14 protein-coding genes are annotated in these 16,775 nt (G+C 71.7%); 11 read left to right on the forward strand and 3 right to left on the reverse strand.

Annotation, left to right across the window (positions count from 1 at the left end; genetic code table 11):
• Window positions 1–93: 93 nt before the first annotated feature.
• Entirely contained in the window at window positions 94–2,067 is a 1,974-nt protein-coding gene (pknB, locus tag K5S26_RS04460) for a Stk1 family PASTA domain-containing Ser/Thr kinase (RefSeq protein ID WP_221856394.1), read from the reverse strand.
• A gap of 124 nt (window positions 2,068–2,191) precedes the next feature.
• The gene (locus tag K5S26_RS04465; RefSeq protein WP_221856396.1) at window positions 2,192–3,775 is read right to left on the reverse strand and encodes a muramidase family protein; all 1,584 of its coding nucleotides are present in this window, start codon (window positions 3,773–3,775) and stop codon (window positions 2,192–2,194) included.
• A 204-nt stretch (window positions 3,776–3,979) separates the two neighbouring features.
• Here K5S26_RS04465 and K5S26_RS04470 point away from each other — a divergent pair, with 204 nt between their 5' ends.
• Window positions 3,980–4,351, forward strand: a complete 372-nt coding sequence (locus K5S26_RS04470) for an Rv2175c family DNA-binding protein (protein ID WP_221856398.1) — start codon at window positions 3,980–3,982, stop codon at window positions 4,349–4,351.
• A gap of 43 nt (window positions 4,352–4,394) precedes the next feature.
• Here the strand turns inward: K5S26_RS04470 and K5S26_RS04475 are convergent, their stop codons facing one another.
• Complete coding sequence (locus tag K5S26_RS04475) at window positions 4,395–5,492, reverse strand: polyprenyl synthetase family protein (RefSeq protein ID WP_221856400.1); 1,098 nt, start codon at window positions 5,490–5,492, stop codon at window positions 4,395–4,397.
• A 66-nt stretch (window positions 5,493–5,558) separates the two neighbouring features.
• Between K5S26_RS04475 and K5S26_RS04480 the strand changes: the two genes are divergently transcribed.
• The 10 genes from K5S26_RS04480 to K5S26_RS04525 all read left to right on the forward strand — a co-directional run.
• A complete protein-coding gene (locus tag K5S26_RS04480) occupies window positions 5,559–5,948 on the forward strand; it encodes a DUF3040 domain-containing protein (RefSeq protein WP_221856402.1) in 390 nt (129 codons plus the stop codon).
• 282 nt (window positions 5,949–6,230) lie between these two features.
• Window positions 6,231–6,662 (forward strand): division/cell wall cluster transcriptional repressor MraZ, encoded by a 432-nt coding sequence (gene mraZ / locus K5S26_RS04485; RefSeq protein WP_221856403.1) that lies wholly within the window; start codon window positions 6,231–6,233, stop codon window positions 6,660–6,662.
• A gap of 108 nt (window positions 6,663–6,770) precedes the next feature.
• Window positions 6,771–7,739, forward strand: a complete 969-nt coding sequence (rsmH, locus tag K5S26_RS04490; protein WP_221856404.1) for a 16S rRNA (cytosine(1402)-N(4))-methyltransferase RsmH — start codon at window positions 6,771–6,773, stop codon at window positions 7,737–7,739.
• Window positions 7,736–8,329 carry a cell division protein FtsL gene (ftsL, locus tag K5S26_RS04495; protein ID WP_221856405.1) on the forward strand — a complete coding sequence of 198 codons (594 nt, stop codon included), beginning with the start codon at window positions 7,736–7,738 and terminating at the stop codon, window positions 8,327–8,329. Before rsmH ends, ftsL begins: the two co-directional genes overlap by 4 nt.
• A gap of 73 nt (window positions 8,330–8,402) precedes the next feature.
• Window positions 8,403–10,238 (forward strand): peptidoglycan D,D-transpeptidase FtsI family protein, encoded by a 1,836-nt coding sequence (locus K5S26_RS04500; protein ID WP_246603587.1) that lies wholly within the window; start codon window positions 8,403–8,405, stop codon window positions 10,236–10,238.
• Window positions 10,239–10,290: 52 nt separating this feature from the next.
• Window positions 10,291–11,727 (forward strand): UDP-N-acetylmuramoyl-tripeptide--D-alanyl-D-alanine ligase, encoded by a 1,437-nt coding sequence (locus K5S26_RS04505; protein WP_221856406.1) that lies wholly within the window; start codon window positions 10,291–10,293, stop codon window positions 11,725–11,727.
• Window positions 11,724–12,836, forward strand: coding sequence for a phospho-N-acetylmuramoyl-pentapeptide-transferase (gene mraY / locus K5S26_RS04510; protein WP_221856407.1), 1,113 nt, complete (start codon window positions 11,724–11,726; stop codon window positions 12,834–12,836). Before K5S26_RS04505 ends, mraY begins: the two co-directional genes overlap by 4 nt.
• Window positions 12,833–14,395 carry a UDP-N-acetylmuramoyl-L-alanine--D-glutamate ligase gene (murD, locus tag K5S26_RS04515; RefSeq protein WP_221856408.1) on the forward strand — a complete coding sequence of 521 codons (1,563 nt, stop codon included), beginning with the start codon at window positions 12,833–12,835 and terminating at the stop codon, window positions 14,393–14,395. The genes mraY and murD overlap by 4 nt, the downstream gene beginning before the upstream one ends.
• Window positions 14,358–15,638 carry a putative lipid II flippase FtsW gene (gene ftsW / locus K5S26_RS04520; RefSeq protein WP_221856409.1) on the forward strand — a complete coding sequence of 427 codons (1,281 nt, stop codon included), beginning with the start codon at window positions 14,358–14,360 and terminating at the stop codon, window positions 15,636–15,638. The genes murD and ftsW overlap by 38 nt, the downstream gene beginning before the upstream one ends.
• Window positions 15,635–16,775 (forward strand): UDP-N-acetylglucosamine--N-acetylmuramyl-(pentapeptide) pyrophosphoryl-undecaprenol N-acetylglucosamine transferase (locus tag K5S26_RS04525; protein ID WP_221856410.1); only part of this gene is annotated, 1,141 nt, incomplete at its 3' end. The genes ftsW and K5S26_RS04525, both read left to right, overlap by 4 nt.

Genomic DNA, 16,775 nt, shown 5'->3' on the forward strand with positions numbered 1-16,775 from the left:
GTTGTCTCGTCCTTCGCCGCCGCTCTGGGGGGGGCCGGCTCCCGCGCCGCCGCCCCCCCCCACCGCACTGAGTGCCGCACAGCTGCCCCGCGATCAGTCGCGCAAGTCGATGCTGATGTCGATCGTGGTGCCCTGCGCGTGCCACGTCCCGCCGGCAATTGACTGGGACTGCACTTCAGTCAGCTCGTTCATGGCGATGTTCCAGGGGAAGACCACGCCGGTGACTTCGAAGTGATTCGAAAGTGCCTGGACTGCCTCGTCGCGTGTCATGCCGACCACGTTCGGCACCTCGAACAGCTGCGGGCCGAGCGAGCTGACGATCGTGATCGCGTCGCCGGGGCGCCAGTTGCCCGCCTCGGCGCGGGGCTCCACGCGGATGACGGTGCCTTCGGCGACCGTGTCGCTGTACTCCTCGTTCACCGTCACCTGAAGCTGCGCGTCGCCCAGCGTGGACTCGGCGTCCGAGCGGGACATGCCCGTGACGTCCGGCAGCGGCCCGAGCGACACGATGAGGTCGGCGGCGTCGCCCTCGTGCGCCGCGCAGCCCTCGTCGAAGCAGCCCACGCGGTCGCCGCCGTCGGCGGGGACGATCTCGAGGCCGATCACCTCGTCCTTCGGGGCATCCGAGTACAGCATCAGGTTCTCGGCATCGTCGTACGAGATGCGCAGCTCGTCGAGACGGGAGTGGGCGTCCGTCAGCGAGACCCCCGCGAACGACGGCACCTGCACCTCGGCGGGCCCCGCGGACACCACCACGGTCACCTCGGTGCCGCGGTCGACGCGCGCGCCCGCCTCGGGCTCGGTGCCGATGACCTGCCCCGCCGGCACGTCGAGGCTGCTCTGCGGCGCCTCGGCCGCGGTCAGCTCGAACTCGGCGAGCGACGCCTTCGCGTCGGCGAACGTGCCGGAGACCTCCGGCACCGCCACCTGCGAGCCCGGGCCCGAGCCGAACCACCAGCCGATCGCGCCCGCCGCGGCCGCCAGCAGCAGCACGAGCGCGAGCAGCAGGCCTCCGCGACGGCGGCGCTGCGCCGACCGGTGTCGGAGGCGCGCGGCGTTGTCCGGCTGCTCGGAGGCCACGGAGTCGTCGATGCCCTCGGTGAGGTCGGCGGTGACGGGAAGCACTCCCGGCAGCACCTTGGTCGCGCCGGCGTCCGGGGCCTCGGCCGGAAGCATGCGGGTGTCGAACGCGGCGGCGGAGCGCGTGGGCAGGGGAGCGATGCCGAGCTCGCGCTCGATCTCGCGCAGCCGCTCGAGCATCTCCTGCGCGTCGGACGGCCGCTCGTCGGGGTCCTTCTCCGTGGCCCACAGCACGAGCTCGTCGAGCTGCTCAGGGACACCGGGGTTCTTGACGCTGGGGCGCGGCACCGAGTCGGTGGCGTGCTGGAACGCGATCTGCATCGGCTGCTCGCCCTTGTACGGCTGCTCGCCGGCGAGCAGCTCGTAGAGGAGGATGCCGAGCGCGTAGATGTCGCTGCGGGCATCGGCCGTGCCGCGGGTCACCAGCTCGGGGGCGAGGTAGGCGATGGTCCCGAGAAGCTGCGCCCCTGTCGCGGTGTTCGCCGACGATGCGCGCGCGAGCCCGAAGTCGCCGATCTTGATCCGGCCGTCCTCGGCCAGCAGCACGTTCTCGGGCTTCACGTCGCGGTGGATGAGGCCGGCGCGGTGCGCGGCGGCGAGCCCCGACAGGACGGCGTCCATGATCGTGATGGTCTGCGTGACCGTGAGGCGGCGCTGCTCCTTCAGCAGCTCGCGCAGCGTGATCCCGGGCAGGTACTCCATGACGAGGTACGCGAGCTCGCCGTCCTGGCCCTGGTCGAACACGTTGACCACGTGGGGGTCCGACAGCCGAGCGGCCGATCGGGCCTCCTGGATGAACCGGCTCTGGAACACGCTGTCGTCGCTGAGGTGGCCGTGCATCACCTTGAGCGCCACGCGGCGCTCCAGGCGCAGGTCGGTGGCGACGTACACGGTCGCCATCCCGCCGCGCGCGATGCGCGCGCGGACCCGGTAGCGACCGTCGACAAGCCGCCCGATGAGGGGATCGACCTGCTGACTCGTGCTCACAGGCCGATTCTACGTTCGAGGCCGGTCAGGACCTGGGAACGGCGCACCCGCAGCCGTCTGCTCGCGGGGCGCCGTCCTGCGCTCCGCTGGCGCGCGGAGGAGAGGGTCGCCAAGAGGCGTCGGCTCAGCCGAGCTGGGCGAGCCAGCCGTACGCGGCGGTCTCCCACTGGCCGTAGCGGTTGGGGAACGCGGAGATCTGCACGGCCTGCGCGGCGTCTGTGAACTCCATGCTCTCCCAGCCGGCGATGTCGTACAGGCCGCGGGTGTTGCCCTTGTTGGGATTGTGCTCGCCGCCGAAGAACACGCGCGTGGCCCGCTCGCGGTCGCGCACCTGGTCGGCGGTGCCCCAGCCGGCGCTCGGACGCTGCTGGAACAGGCCCAGCGAGTCGCGGTCGCCGTAGTCGAGGTTGCGGATGCCCGACTCGACCATGGCCGTCGCGAGCGCGATGGCGATCGCCCGGTCGGACGCGCCGATCTCGCGGCCGACGCGGATGATCAGGCTCGCGTTCTCGGACTGCTCGGCGTCGAGGACCGTCGAGCGCTGGAGGCTCGGGTCCTCGTCGGACGGCGTCGACGCCGTGCTGGCGGCGATCGGCGCGGCGGCCGACAGCTTCAGCTTCTGACCCGGGTAGATGATCGCGCCCTCGGACAGGCCGTTGGCCTCGAGGACGGCGGAGACCGTCGTGCCGTTCTTCTGCGCGATGCCCCAGAGCGTGTCGCCGGCGGTGACCTCGTAGGTCTTGCCCGAGCTCGAGCTCGAGGTGGCGGCAGGAGCCGGCTCCGCCTGCTTCGCGGGCTCCGCAGCGGGCGCAGGGTCGGCGGCGGGGGCGGCGGCCGAGGTCGACCCCGAGAGCTTCAGCTTCTGCCCGGGGAAGATCGTCGCGGCGGAGCCCAGCCCGTTCGCCTGGATCACGGCGTCCACGGTCGTGCCGTTCTTCTGCGCGATGCCCCACACGGTGTCGCCGGCCTGGACCGTGTACGACTCGCCGCCGGCGGCGGGCACGGGCTTCGAGGTCGGCGCCGATTCCGAAGAGGCGGGAGCGGAGGATCCCGTGGCGGCGGGCTGCGCCGCGGGGGCGGAACCGGAGACGGCGAGGTTCTGGCCCGGGTAGATCACGGCGCTCGCCGACAGCCCGTTCGCCTTGAGGATGGCGTCGACCGTCGTCTCGTGCTGGGCGGCGATCGCCCACACGGTGTCTCCGACCTTGACCGTGTAGGTGCCGGTGGTCGCTGCGGCGGGCTGCACGGCGGCAGCCGGGGCCGCGGTGGGCGCGGCGGGCGTCGCACCGGGAGCGAGGCGCAGGACCTGGCCGGGGTAGATGGTGCTCGACCAGCCCAGGTTGTTCCAGTTCAGGACGTCGATCGTGCGCAGCCCCGCCTGGATCGCGATGCGGGTGACGGTGTCGCCCTGCTGGACGAGGTGGGTGGTCGCGCGGGCGGCGGTGCGCACGGCCGCCTCGACCCGGGTGGGGGCGACCGTCGCGGCCGGAGCGAGCGCGGTGGCACCGCGGACCGCGCCGAACGCATCGGCGGGGGCCTGTCCGTCGCGCACGCCGTCGCGCATCTTCACGTCGGCGGCCGCGGCCGGCGACGCGCCGAGCGACAGCGCGATCGAGCCCGCGATCGCGACCGGGACGGTCGTGAAGAGCGAGCGCATCGGCTGGCTGGCGCGAGCGTGGCTGGCGCGTGCGGGAAGGCGTCGGTGCACGGTGGGGTCCCCCTCGGATGGTCGTCGGCGCTATTCGACTCAGAAACCGTGTCACGTCTGTGTAGGCGTGTCAACTGCTGCTATATGGAGTGACCTGTGTTATGAGCGGGTCCGGAGTGAGGCGTGTGATCTGTGTGACTGATGTGACGAAGGCCGCTGTCCTCCTGCGGGACGCCTCTCGGCTGCGGATGAGATAGTGGCAGCGTGACAGCGAACGATGCCGCCTCGACCAGTCCCCGCCATGATCGCGTCGCCACCGAGTGGCTGACGCTTCCCGAGGTGGCCGAGCTGCTGGGGGAGACACCCGGCCGGGTGCGCCGGCTTCTCGACGAGAAGGCCCTCGTCGGATCGCGACGCGAGGGGCCGCTGCGGATCCCCTCGGTGTTCTTCGTGGACGACGAGGTGCTGTCGTCGCTGCGGGGCACGGTGATCGTCCTTCACGACGCCGGGTTCGACGACGACGAGGCCATCGACTGGCTGCTCACTCCGGAGGAGTCGATCGGGGACGCCCCGATCGAGGCGCTCCGCGCGGGCCGCAAGGCCGAGGTGCGGCGGGTCGCGCAGACGCTCGCCTGACGCTCCGCCGCTGCGGAGAGGCGTCGGTCGCTCGGGGAGCGCTCTAGGCGCGCCGGTCGACGGCCGCCCGTGCCAGCTCCCGGAGCTGCCCCGCGGCGTCGGAGTCGAGGGGGGCGTCGTCCAGTGCCGCGTCGGCCTCGGCGGCGTACGCGGCGATCAGCCGCTCCGTCTCGTCCAGGGCGCCGGTCGACCGCATCGTGTCGCGGAGCTCGGCGACGTCGGCGTCGGTCAGCCCCGGGTCGCCGAGCATCCCGTCGAAGCGCTCGCGATCGGCGGGTGCGAGGGCCTGGCGACAGAAGGCGACCAGCGCCGTGCGCTTGCCCTCGCGCAGATCGTCGCCGGCCGGCTTTCCCGTCTCGACGGAGTCTCCGAACACCCCGAGCACGTCGTCTCGCAGCTGGAAGGCCATCCCGAGCGGATGGCCGAACGCGCGCAGTGACGCCAGTCCCGTCTCATCGGCGCCTGCCAGCGCGCCGCCGATCACCAGCGGCTGCTGGACGCTGTATCGCGCCGACTTGTAGGACGCGACGCGGAGCGCACGGCGGCCGTGCGTGTCGTCGCCGGCTGTGCTCCACGCCGACTCCTCCGCGACATCGAGGAACTGGCCGATCGTGACGATGCGGCGCATGAGGCCGTATTCGCGGCGGGCGACCGCCGCCGCATCCAGGTCGCGGAGCGTCGCGAGCGCCTCCTCGAGGAGATCGTCGCTCCACGCGACGAGAAGGTCGCCGAGCAGCACGGACCCGGCGCGGCCGAACGCGGCGGCATCGCCCGTCCAGCCCGCAGCGCGGTGTGCGGCCTCCAGGGCGCGGTGCGCGGACGGGCGGCCGCGCCGCGTGTCGGAGTTGTCGATCAGATCGTCATGGGCGAGTGCCGCCGCCTGGAAGATCTCGAGCGCGGCGCTCACGCCGATTGCCGCGTCCTCGGCGGACTCCGTGACGCTCGAGCCGTGCGCGACGCCGCGCCAGCCCCACCAGCAGAAGCGCGCGCGAAGGCGCTTCCCGCCGCGCAGGCCGGCCAACGCGTGCTCGGTGAAGGTCACCGCCTCGGGCCCCAGCTCGAGGGCCTCCTCGCGTCGTTCCGCCGCGAACTTATCGAGTCGCTGGGAGATCGCTTCGATGAAGGGGGGCGGCGACGTCACAGGCCTAGCCTAGTTCTCCGGCCCGAGACTAGAATGAGGGCTACCGATTCATTCGAGGGGGACACGATGCCACTCTCCGAGCAGGAGCAGCGTCTGCTGGATGAGATGGAGCGCCATCTCATGCAGAACGACGCCGATGTCGTGAGCGCGCCCGCGGGCGCTCAGGTCCTGAGCTACCGCAACCTGATCTACGGCGCGATCCTCGTCCTGGCCGGTCTCGGCGCGATCATCGCCGGTATCGCCCTCTGGCGTTCGAGCCTGCCGCTCGGTCTCTCCCTCGGCGTGGTCGGCTTCGCGGCGATGGTGGGCGGAGTCGTGCTCGCCGTCAGGCCCGTCAAGGGCAGCGAGACCCCCGCCCGCGCGGCCGGCGGAAAGCCCGCGCGCGCGCCGCGTCAGGCCTCCTTCATGGACCGCGTGAACGAGCGCTGGGACCGTCGCCAGAACGGCGACGGCTAGAAGCCCCGCCTCTCCTCTTCATCGAGCGCCGACCTTCGGGTCGGCGCTTTTTTTGTGCCTGTGGGGCAGGTCTGTCCGTCCGATGCGGCCCGGTGACGCGCACTCGGCGCGTCGGGCTCCACTTTCCCTCCACCCGCCACCACCCGCCATCCACCGCGGAATGATGCGGATCTTTCGCGCGCGACACGGGAATAAAGTCGTGTCTGTCTCTAGACAGTGGGGAGAAGTGGAGTAAAGTGGGGAATATCCTCGGGACCGGCCGGACAAGGGGGGTGATGGCCAGTGTTGTTGGGTACCCATACCCCCAAGCTCGACGACAAGGGCCGGGTCATCCTGCCGGCGAAGTTCCGCGAGGAGCTCGCCGGAGGGATCGTCGTCACCCGCGGACAGGAGCGCTGCCTGTACGTGTTCAGCACGGCCGAGTTCGAGCAGGTCCACGAGCGGATCCGGCAGGCGCCGCTCAGCAACAAGCAGGCCCGTGACTTCCTGCGCATGTTCCTCTCGGGCGCGAGCGCCGAGACCCCCGACGGTCAGAACCGCATCACGATCCCGCAGCACCTGCGCACGTACGCCGGGCTCGAGAAGGAGCTCATCGTCACGGGCGTCGGCGCGCACGCGGAGATCTGGGACGCGTCGGCCTGGAACGCCTACCTCGAGAACAACGAAGAGAGCTATTCGGAGATGGAGCAGGAGGTGATCCCGGGCCTTTTCTGAGCCGAACCCCCGGTTGTGACCCCCACCCGCAGCCCTGACGCACTTCCCCGGCGCCAGGTCGAGCGGATGGGGATCAGAACCGGGGGACCGGCCCCGGTCCCGAACATCATGAACCTTCGCGACATCCACGTCCCCGTGCTCCTCGAGCGCTGCATCGCGCTGCTCGGCCCCGCCCTGCAGCGCGCCGCCGACGAGGGCCGGACCGCCGTCTACGTCGACGGCACGCTCGGCATGGGCGGCCACTCCGAGGCCTTCCTCGAGAGGTTCCCGGACATCCGGCACATCGGGCTCGACCGCGATCCGGACGCGCTGCGCATCGCGGGGGAGCGTCTCGCCCCCTTCGCCGATCGCTCCACGCTCGTCCACACGGTGTACGACGGGATCGCCGAGGCTCTCGAGATCGCAGGCGTCGATCACGCCGACGCGATCCTCTACGACCTCGGGGTGTCGTCGCTGCAGCTCGACGAGGCAGAGCGCGGCTTCGCATATGCCCAGGACGCTCCGCTCGACATGCGGATGGACCCGACGCAGGGCATCACCGCAGCGGACGTGCTCGCGAGCTACGGCGAGGGCGACCTCCGCCGCATCTTCGAGCGCTACGGCGAGGAGAAGCTCGCCGGCCGCTATGCCCGGGCGATCATCGCCGCGCGCCAGGAGACGCCGCTGGAGCGCTCCGGACGGCTGGTCGACATCCTGCAGGCAGCGACCCCTGCGGCGCTCAAGAACGCCGGCCACCCGGCGAAGCGGGTCTTCCAGGCGCTGCGCATCGAGGTCAACGGCGAGCTGGCCGCACTCGAGCGCGCCATCCCCGCCGCGCTCCGCACGCTCTCGGTCGGCGGGCGTCTGGTCGTCCTCTCCTACCAGTCGCTCGAGGACCGCTTCGTGAAGCGCCTCTTCGCCGAGGCGACGAGCTCCACGGCACCCGCAGGGCTGCCGATGGAGCTGCCCGAGCACGCGGCGCAGTTCCGCCTGCTCGTCAAGGGCGCCGAGCTCGCCGGTGACGACGAGGCGGCTCTGAACCCCCGCGCGAAGCCGGTCCGGCTCCGTGCCATCGAGCGAGTGAGGGAGGCCGCATGAGTCTCGCGAACACGGCGGCCGCGCGCGTCCGCCCCACCCCGTCCGCACCGGAGCGCGCCCCGCGCCGCCGGCTGCAGGCGGTCCCGGCACCGGCACCGCGCCGCCGCCCGCGGCTCGGCTACGCGATCGTCGCCTTCGGCGGCGCCGTCGCGATCGCGGTCGCGCAGATGAGCCTGTCGGTCCTGACCACGCAGTCGTCGTACGAGCTCGCGGCGCTCACGCAGGAGGGGCGCACCGCGACGCTGCAGGCGCAGGAGCTGCGCGACGAGGTCGCCGGCCTCAGCTCGCCCCAGTACCTCGCCGCCAACGCCGCGGCGCTCGGGATGGTGATCGATCCCTCGCCGAGCTTCCTCCGCCTGAGCGACGGCGCGATCATCGGCGAGGGCAACGCGGCGGGGAGCACGTCCACGGTCGATGCCGCCGGACGCGGGGCGGTCGGCAACGCCCTCCTCGACCGTCGGCCCCTCACCACGGACCCCGACGCCACGCTCGCCGGCAAGGAGGAGACGGACGACAAGGCCGAGGAGGACGTCGAGGCCGAGCTGCCGCCCGCGCTGACCGAGGGGCTGCCGAGCCCCACCACCCACTGATGTCGATCCGTCGTCTGACCACGGTCAGCTGAACCAGCGCCCGCTGCGCCGCCACGAGGAGCCAAGGAGTCCGATGAATCCGACCGCGAGCCGGCAGTCCGGGACGGCCACCACCGCGCGCGGGACGATGAGCCGTTCGTCGCGGCGTCGCACGATGGTGGCGGCCGGCGCCGTGCTGGTCATCCTGTCCGGCTTCGTGCTGCGGCTGATCGACATCCAGGTCGTCCACGCCGACGACCACATCGCCGACTCGATCAGCACCGGCAACATGGTCGGCAGCGAGACGCTCTGGGGCAACCGCGGTGCGATCGTGGACGCGAACGGCACGGTGCTCGCCAGCAGCACGATGCGTTACGACGTCGCCATCGACCCGACGCTCGTCGGCGACATCAAGCGCGAGACCGAGGACGGCGAGTCGTACACGCAGACCTGGGACGAGCAGGCCGAGCTCATCGCGCAGATCCTCGGGCAGGACAGCGCAGAGGTGAAGCAGATCGTCGCCGACAAGAAGGCGAACGAGCCGGACTCGCAGTGGGCGCAGCTCGCGAAGAGCGTGTCCACCGCGCAGTACCAGGCACTGCGGGAGCTCGCCGTACCCTACCTGACGTACGAGTCGAACCCGTCGCGCGAGTACCCGAACGGCGCCGTCGCCGGCACGCTCGTGGGATTCGAGTCCAACGACGGCGACCCGCTCGCGGGCATCGAGCTGGCCGAGGACTCCTGCCTCGAGGCCACCAACGGCGAGGAGACCTACGCCAAGGGCGGCGCGGGCGGGGTCCGCATCCCGGGCACCGAGAAGGTCACCCCCGCGGTGGACGGCGGCCAGGTGCAGCTCACGATCGACTCCGATCTGCAGTGGTACATGGAGCAGATGATCGCGGAGGAGACGGAGAACCAGCAGGCGATCGCCGGCACCGTGACGGTCGTCGACGTCAAGACCGGGCAGATCCGCGCCGCCGCGCAGTACCCGTCGATGGACCCGAACGACGTCCTGTCGTCCGACCCGAACTACCGCAAATCGCTCGTGTTCAGCGAGGTGTTCGAGCCGGGTTCGACGTTCAAGCCGGTCACCGCCGCGATGCTCATCGAGGAGGGCGTCGCGACGCCGCTCAGCTCGGTCTCGGCCTCCAGCTCCGAGACGTTCCCGAACGGCGCCAAGGTCGGCGACTCCTTCGTCCACCCCACGTACGAGTACACGCTCGCCGGCGCGCTGATGGACTCGTCCAACGTCGCGCTGTCGAAGTTCGGCGAGCTGCTGTCGGACGAGCAGCGGCACGACTGGCTCACGCGCTTCGGCATCGGCGGCGGCGCGACCGTCGGTTTCCCGGGCGAGGAGAACGGCTGGATCGCCGCGGCCGACACCTGGGACAACCAGACCCATTACGCCACCACCTTCGGGCAGGCGTTCACGGCGACGATCCCGCAGGTCGTCAGCGCCTACCAGACCATCGCGAACGGCGGCGTGAAGGTGCCGCTCAGCCTCATCGAGTCGTGCACGACCGCCGACGGCGATGTCGTCAAGGCCGACGCCGGCGAGTCCGAGCGCATCATCAGCGAGGACACCGCGGAGCAGGTGCGGCTGATGCTGGAGAACGTCGGGTTCCAGGGGCCGGTGGCCGAGCAGATCAAGGTGCCGGGCTACAGCATCGCGGCCAAGACCGGAACCGCCCAGAAGACCAACGGCAGCGGCGGCTACAAGGCCGGGCTGTACTTCACCAGCATCGTCGGGTTCGCGCCCGCCGACGACCCGCAGTACGTCGTGATGATTACGCTCGACGAACCGAAGCGGGTAACCTCGTCTGCGGCCACGGCACCCGCTCTGCAGAAGGCGATGACGTACGTCCTGCAGTCCTACCGCGTGATGCCGGGCGCCTCGGAGCCCGAGACCAAGCTCCCCAAGTTCAAGTGATGCGCACCCCCGCCCGGCGGGCGGGAGCGCGTGCGCCACGGAGGTTCGCCGCATGATCGCCCTGTCCCTGTCCGAGATCGCGGCGGCCGTCGACGGCGAGCTGCGCCTGCACGGCGCGGACGAGCCGGCCACTGTCGTCTCCGGCGTCGTCGACACGGACTCCCGCAACATGACGGCGGGCGGCGTCTTCGTCGCCAAGCCGGGCGAGACCACCGACGGACACCTGTTCGTCGGAACCGCCGTCTCCCGCGGCGCGGTGCTGGCGCTCGTCGAGCGCGTCGTGGACGAGCCGGTGACGCAGATCGTGGTGGCGGACGTCGTCGTCGCGATCGCGCAGCTCGCCCGCGAGGTCGTGTCACGGGTGCGCGCGTCGGGACGACTGCGCATCGTCGGCATCACGGGATCGAACGGCAAGACGACCACCAAGAACATGCTGGCGACGATCCTGCGCCCCGAGGGGGAGACCGTCGCCCCGGTCGGGTCGTACAACAACTCGGTCGGCGCGCCGCTGACGATGCTGCGGGTCACCCACGACACCCGCTACCTGGTGTGCGAGTTCGGGGCCGACGCGTCGGGGCAGATCGCGCGTCTGGCCGGGCTCGTGACGCCGGACGTGGGCGTGGTGCTCATGGTCGGCATGGCGCACGCGGGGGGCTTCGGCGGCATCGAGTCGACCGTGCGGGCGAAGTCCGAGCTCGTCTCCGCGATCCGGGCCACGCCCCTGCCCGGGCAGGACGCCCCGGGGATCGCGGTGCTGAACGCCGACGACCCGCGCGTGGCGGGGATGGCGTCGATCGCCGACGACCGCGGTCTCGCCGTGCGATGGTTCGGCGAGGCCGACGCCGCGGACGTGCGGGCTTCCGGTCTGCGCGTGACCGCGGAGGGCACGGACGCGACCGTCACGGTCGACGGACAGGACCTGCCCCTGCACCTTCGCGTGCTCGGCGCGCACCATGTCAAGAACGCCGTCGCGGCGATCACCGCGGCGGTGGCGCTCGGCGTCGACCCGGCCGCCGCGGTCGAGCGCGTGGGCGAGCTCGAGCTCGCCGAGCGCTGGCGGATGCAGGTGATGGGATCGGACCGGGTGCGCATCATCAACGACGCGTACAACGCCAGCCCCGACTCGATGTCCGCCGCGCTGCGCACGCTCGCGCAGATCACGCGCCCGGATGAGCGCATGGTGGCCGTCCTGGGGGCGATGAGCGAGCTGGGGGAGCACGCCCACGAGGAGCACGCCAAGATCGGCCTGCTCGCCGTGCGCCTGCGGATCCCGCGCATCGTGGTCGTCGGCGACGAGGCGCGCAGCCTCTACCTGGCGGCCGTGGCCGAGGGCTCGTGGAGCGACGAGGCAGTGTTCTTCTCCGACGCCGACGAGGCGTTCGCCTATCTGCAGGGCGAGCTGCGCGACGGCGATCGCGTGCTCGTGAAGTCGTCCAACTCGGCGGGGCTCAGGTTCCTCGGCGATCGTCTGGGAGAATCGTTCACGTGAGATCACTCCTGACAGCTGCGGCGATCTCCCTGGCGTTCTCGCTCTTCCTCACGCCCGTGTTCCTGCGGGCGTTCCGCAAGTGGGGCTGGGCGCAGCCCATCCGCGTCGCGAACGCGAAGATGCTCGCCCCCGACCACGAGGTCAAGCGCGGCACGCCCACCATGGGCGGCACCATCTTCATCGTCGGCACCGTCGTCGGCTACCTCGTCGGCTGCTTCGCCGGCGGCAACCCCCCGACGCCCTCGGGCTGGCTCGTCATCTGGCTGATGCTGTCCTTCGGCGCCGTGGGCTTCATCGACGACTACCTGAAGGTCAAGCAGAACCACTACGACGGCCTGAGCGGCTGGCGCAAGATCGCCGGCCAGGTGCTCGCGATCATCCCGTTCGGCATCGCCGCGATGAACTTCCCCGACGCCTATCGGCAGACTCCCGCCACCGGCTACATCTCGCTGTTCCGCGACATCCCGGCGCTGTCGTTCTTCGCGCTGACCCCGGTGCTGGCGTGGCTGCTGTATCTCGCGTGGCTGTCGCTGCTCGGCACCGGGTTCTCGAACTCCGTCAACCTCACCGACGGTCTCGACGGGCTCGCCACGGGAGCCGGCATCTTCGTCATCGGCGCCTACAGCATGATCGCGTTCTGGCAGTTCAACCAGGCCTGCACGGGCGAGGGCCTCGCGCCTGAGCTCGCCCCCGGCTGCTACAGCACCCGAGATCCCCTCGACCTCGCGATCGTCTCGGCCGCACTCGTCGGCGGTCTGGTCGGCTTCCTCTGGTGGAACGCCCCCAAGGCGCAGGTGTTCATGGGCGACGTCGGCTCCATGGCGATCGGCGGCGTCCTGACCGCGATGGCGGTGCTCACCCGCACAGAGCTGCTCGGCATCCTGATCGCCGGCCTGTTCGTCCTGTCGTCCGGCTCCGTGATCCTGCAGCGTCTCTACTTCAAGGCGACCCGTGGCAAGCGGCTCTTCCTGATGAGTCCCATCCACCATCACTTCGAGATGCGCGGATGGCCGGAGGTCACGATCGTCGTGCGCTTCTGGATCGTCGCCGGCCTTCTCGCGCTGAGCGGGGTCGGCCTGCTCTACGTCGAATGGCTCAGCCTCACATGAGCGAAGGGGCACGCATGACCTCCACGGACCGCCTCGACGCCCTGACGAGCTGGCACGCCGACTGGAAGGGTCTGCGCGTGGCCGTGCTGGGCCTCGCCGCGACCGGGTTCTCGGTGGCGGACACGCTGGCCGAGCTCGGCGCCGACGTCCTGGTCGTGACCGAGAGCGCCGCCGAGGAGTACGCGCGTCTCCTGCCGGTGATCGGTGCCCGGCTGTGGCAGGGCGACCTCGGCGAGGTCCCGGACGAGCTGGCGGCGTTCGCGCCCGAGGTCGTCGTCGCCTCTCCCGGCTTCCCCCCGTCCCACCCCGTCGTGGCGTGGGCGCGCGAGTCGGGAGTGCCGCTGTGGGGAGACATCGAGCTGGCCTGGCGCGTGCGCGACAAGGTGCCGAGGCCGGACGGCGCCCCGGCCGAGTGGGTCCTCGTCACGGGGACGAACGGCAAGACGACGACCACCCGGCTGGCCGCGACGATGCTCGTCGAGGGCGGCCTGCGCGCCGCGCCGTGCGGCAACATCGGCGTCCCGATCCTCGACGCCGTGCGCGACCCCGAGGGCTTCGACGTGCTCGTGGTCGAGCTGTCGAGCCACCAGCTCTGGTACCTCGGGCTGAACGAGGGAGCCGGCTCGCCGTCCCCGCACGCCGCGGTCTGCCTGAACCTCGCCGACGACCACCTGCTGTGGCACGGGTCGGCGGACGCGTATCGGGATGCCAAGGCCGTCGTCTACCGGGGCACGAAGGCGGCCGCCGTGTACAACAAGGCGGACGAGGCGACCCGGCACATGGTGGAGGACGCCGAGGTGGTCGAGGGCGCCCGCGCGATCGGATTCGACCTCGGCACGCCCGGTCCGAGCGACCTCGGCGTCGTCGACGGCATCCTCGTCGACCGGGCCTTCCTGGCGGAGCGCCGCACGTCCGCTCTCGAGCTGACGACCGTGGCGGCGCTGGCCGAACAGGGGCTCTCGGCGCCGCACATCGTGGCGAACGTCCTGGCGGCGGCCGCGCTGGCGCGCTCCCTCGACGTCCCGCCCGCCGCGATCCGCACCGCCCTCGAGGGCTTCCGCCTCGATCCGCATCGCATCGAGGTGGTCGCCCGCGAACGCGGCGTCACCTGGGTCGACGACTCCAAGGCGACCAACCCGCACGCGGCGGCGTCCTCGCTGGCCGCGTACCCGGGCGCCGTGTGGATCGTCGGCGGCCAGCTGAAGGGCGTCGACATCGGGGCCCTCGTGGCCCAGCGCGGGTCGGCGAGCCGCGCGGCGATCGTCATCGGCGTCGAGCGTGCCGAGGTGGTCGCGGCGTTCGCGCGACACGCGCCGGGGGTGCCGGTGTTCGAGGTGGACCACGCACAGACTGAGAACGTCATGGGCCGGGCCGTCGAGCTGGCGGCGCAGGCCGCACGAGACGGAGACGTGGTGCTGCTGGCACCCGCGGCCGCCTCGTTCGACCAGTTCGCGGGATACGACGACCGGGGCGAACGGTTCGCGGTCGCGGTGAGGGAGTGGAATGAAGGGGGAGCGCGCCATGAGCACGACGACGACGCGACCCCGGACGGGCGCTGACGGCCGCGAGTCCGGTGCGCTGACCGCGCGCGTCTCGCTCGGACGGGTGTTCGCGCCCGTGCCGCTCGAGTTCCTGCTGATCGCCTCCACGGCGCTGCTGCTCACCGGCTTCGGGATCGTCATGGTCACCTCGGCCACGACGGCGACCTCCATAGCCGGCGGCAAGAGCCCCTACAACGACGGCCTGCAGCAGGGACTGTTCGCGCTGGTCGGCGTCGCCGCGATGTTCGTCGTCAGCCGCCTGCCCGTCCGCTTCTTCCGACGCACCGGCTGGATCGCGCTGATCGGAGCGATCTGTCTGCAGCTGCTGGTGTTCGTCCCGGGGCTGGGCTACGAGTCGGGCGGCAACCGGAACTGGATCCGGATCGCGGGCTTCTCGGCGCAGCCGTCGGAGTTCCTCAAGCTCGCCCTCGCGCTGTGGATCGGCATGATCCTGTACCGCAAGCGCGCCCTGCTGGGCCGGGCGCGGCATGTCGTCGTGCCGCTCGTGCCGGTGGCGGCGCTGGCGATGGGCACCGTCCTCGCCGGGCATGACCTCGGCACCGTGATGATCCTCGTCCTGGTCATGCTGGGCGCGCTGTTCTTCTCGCCGGTCAATCTGCGGATCTTCGTGCTCCCGCTCATCCTGGGCGTGATCGGCGTCGTCGGCTACGCCGTCACGAGCGAGAACCGCATGAAGCGCATCCTCAGCCTGTTCGACGAGAACTGCGACTACCTGAACGAGTGCTACCAGGCGACGCACGGCATCTGGGGGCTCGCAGGCGGCGGGATCTTCGGCGTGGGCCTCGGCAACTCGGTCGAGAAGTACAGCTGGCTGCCCGCCGCCGCGGACGACTACATCTTCGCGATCGTCGGCGAGGAGCTCGGCCTCCTCGGCTGCGTCGTCGTGCTGGCCCTGTTCGCGACGTTCGCGGTCGGGGCGTTCCGGGTGATCCGCAACAGCGACGATCCGTTCGTCAAGGTGGCCGCGGGCGGCATCACGGTGTGGATCCTCGGGCAGGCGCTCGTCAACATCGGCGTCGTGCTGCGCGTCTTCCCGGTGCTGGGCGTGCCGCTCCCGTTCATGTCCGCCGGCGGAAGCTCCCTCGTGGCGGTGCTGCTGGCCTGCGGGGTGCTCCTGGCCTTCGCCAGATCACTGCCGCCGGACGCGGGCAGGGGCCGCGCGGCGAAGAGCGTGGCGCCGCCGAGAGCAAAGCCGGGAGCAAAGAAGAGACCGGCCGCACGAGCAGGAAGAGCCAAGTGACGACGTACCTCCTTGCCGGCGGCGGCACCGCCGGGCACGTGAACCCCCTGCTCGCGGTCGCCGACGGGCTGCGCCGCCGCGACCCGGAGTCGCAGGTGCTGGTGCTGGGGACTCAGGAGGGGCTCGAGTCCCGGCTCGTGCCCGAGCGCGGCTACGAGCTGCTGATCGTCGAGAAGGTGCCGTTCCCGCGCCGCCCCGATCGCGGGGCCGCCGCGTTCCCGGTGCGGTTCCAGCGCGCGGTCGGTCGGGTGCGCGGCTACATCCGCGACCGCGGGGTGGAGGCGATCGTCGGCTTCGGCGGATACGCATCCGCGCCCGCGTACGTCGCCGCGAGGCGGGAACGGGTGCCCTTCGTCGTGCACGAGGCGAACGCGCGGCCCGGGCTCGCGAACGTGCTCGGCGCCCGGCGGGCGGCCGGGGTCGGCGTGGCGTTCGCGGGGACGCCCATCCGACGCGGCGAGGTCGTCGGCATGCCGCTTCGGCCCGAGATCGTCGAGCTCGATCGCGAAGCGCGGCGCGCGGAGGCCGCTGCGCACTTCGGCCTCGACCCGGCACGCAAGACGCTGCTGGTGTTCGGCGGCTCGCTCGGGGCGCTGCGCATCAACGAGGCGATGGCGGGAGCGTGGCGCGACGTGCTCGACGCCGGGTGGCAGCTGCTGCACGTGACGGGGGAGCGCTCCGACCTGCCGGATCCCGGAGCGGCCGGGTATGCCGTCCGCCGCTACGTCGACCGTATGGATCTCGCCTTCGCGCTGGCCGACCTCATCGTCTCCCGCTCCGGTGCCTCGACGGTCAGCGAGGTCGCCGCGCTGGGCATCCCGGCGGTGTACGTGCCGTACGCCGTGGGAAACGGCGAGCAGCGGCTCAACGCGTCCGCCTCGCTCGCGGCGGGAGCCGCGATCCTGATCGAGGACGCGGCGTTCACGCCGGAGCGGGTGCGGAGCGAGATCGTGCCCCTGCTGCACGACGAGCGGCGGATCGCGAGGATGGCGGCTGCGGCGGAGACCACGGGCACCCGGCGCGGCACCGAGAACGTGATCGCGATGATCGACCGCGCGATGGCGGCGGGGGGGGGGGGGGGGGGGGGCGGCGGGGGGGGGGCCCCCCCCCCCCGCCCCCCCCCCCCCCCCCGCGGGC

Origin of the sequence: Microbacterium marinilacus (assembly GCF_019753765.1) — a bacterium.
Lineage (GTDB): Bacteria > Actinomycetota > Actinomycetes > Actinomycetales > Microbacteriaceae > Microbacterium > Microbacterium marinilacus.

Bases quoted from the DNA above. Each gene is read 5' to 3' on its own strand.
- K5S26_RS04480 (WP_221856402.1), top strand. From the start codon at position 5,559: ATGCCACTCTCCGAGCAGGAGCAGCGTCTGCTGGATGAGATGGAGCGC.
- rsmH (WP_221856404.1), top strand. From the start codon at position 6,771: ATGAACCTTCGCGACATCCACGTCCCCGTGCTCCTCGAGCGCTGCATC.
- ftsL (WP_221856405.1), top strand. From the start codon at position 7,736: ATGAGTCTCGCGAACACGGCGGCCGCGCGCGTCCGCCCCACCCCGTCC.
- K5S26_RS04500 (WP_246603587.1), top strand. From the start codon at position 8,403: ATGAATCCGACCGCGAGCCGGCAGTCCGGGACGGCCACCACCGCGCGC.
- K5S26_RS04505 (WP_221856406.1), top strand. From the start codon at position 10,291: ATGATCGCCCTGTCCCTGTCCGAGATCGCGGCGGCCGTCGACGGCGAG.
- murD (WP_221856408.1), top strand. From the start codon at position 12,833: ATGAGCGAAGGGGCACGCATGACCTCCACGGACCGCCTCGACGCCCTG.
- ftsW (WP_221856409.1), top strand. From the start codon at position 14,358: ATGAGCACGACGACGACGCGACCCCGGACGGGCGCTGACGGCCGCGAG.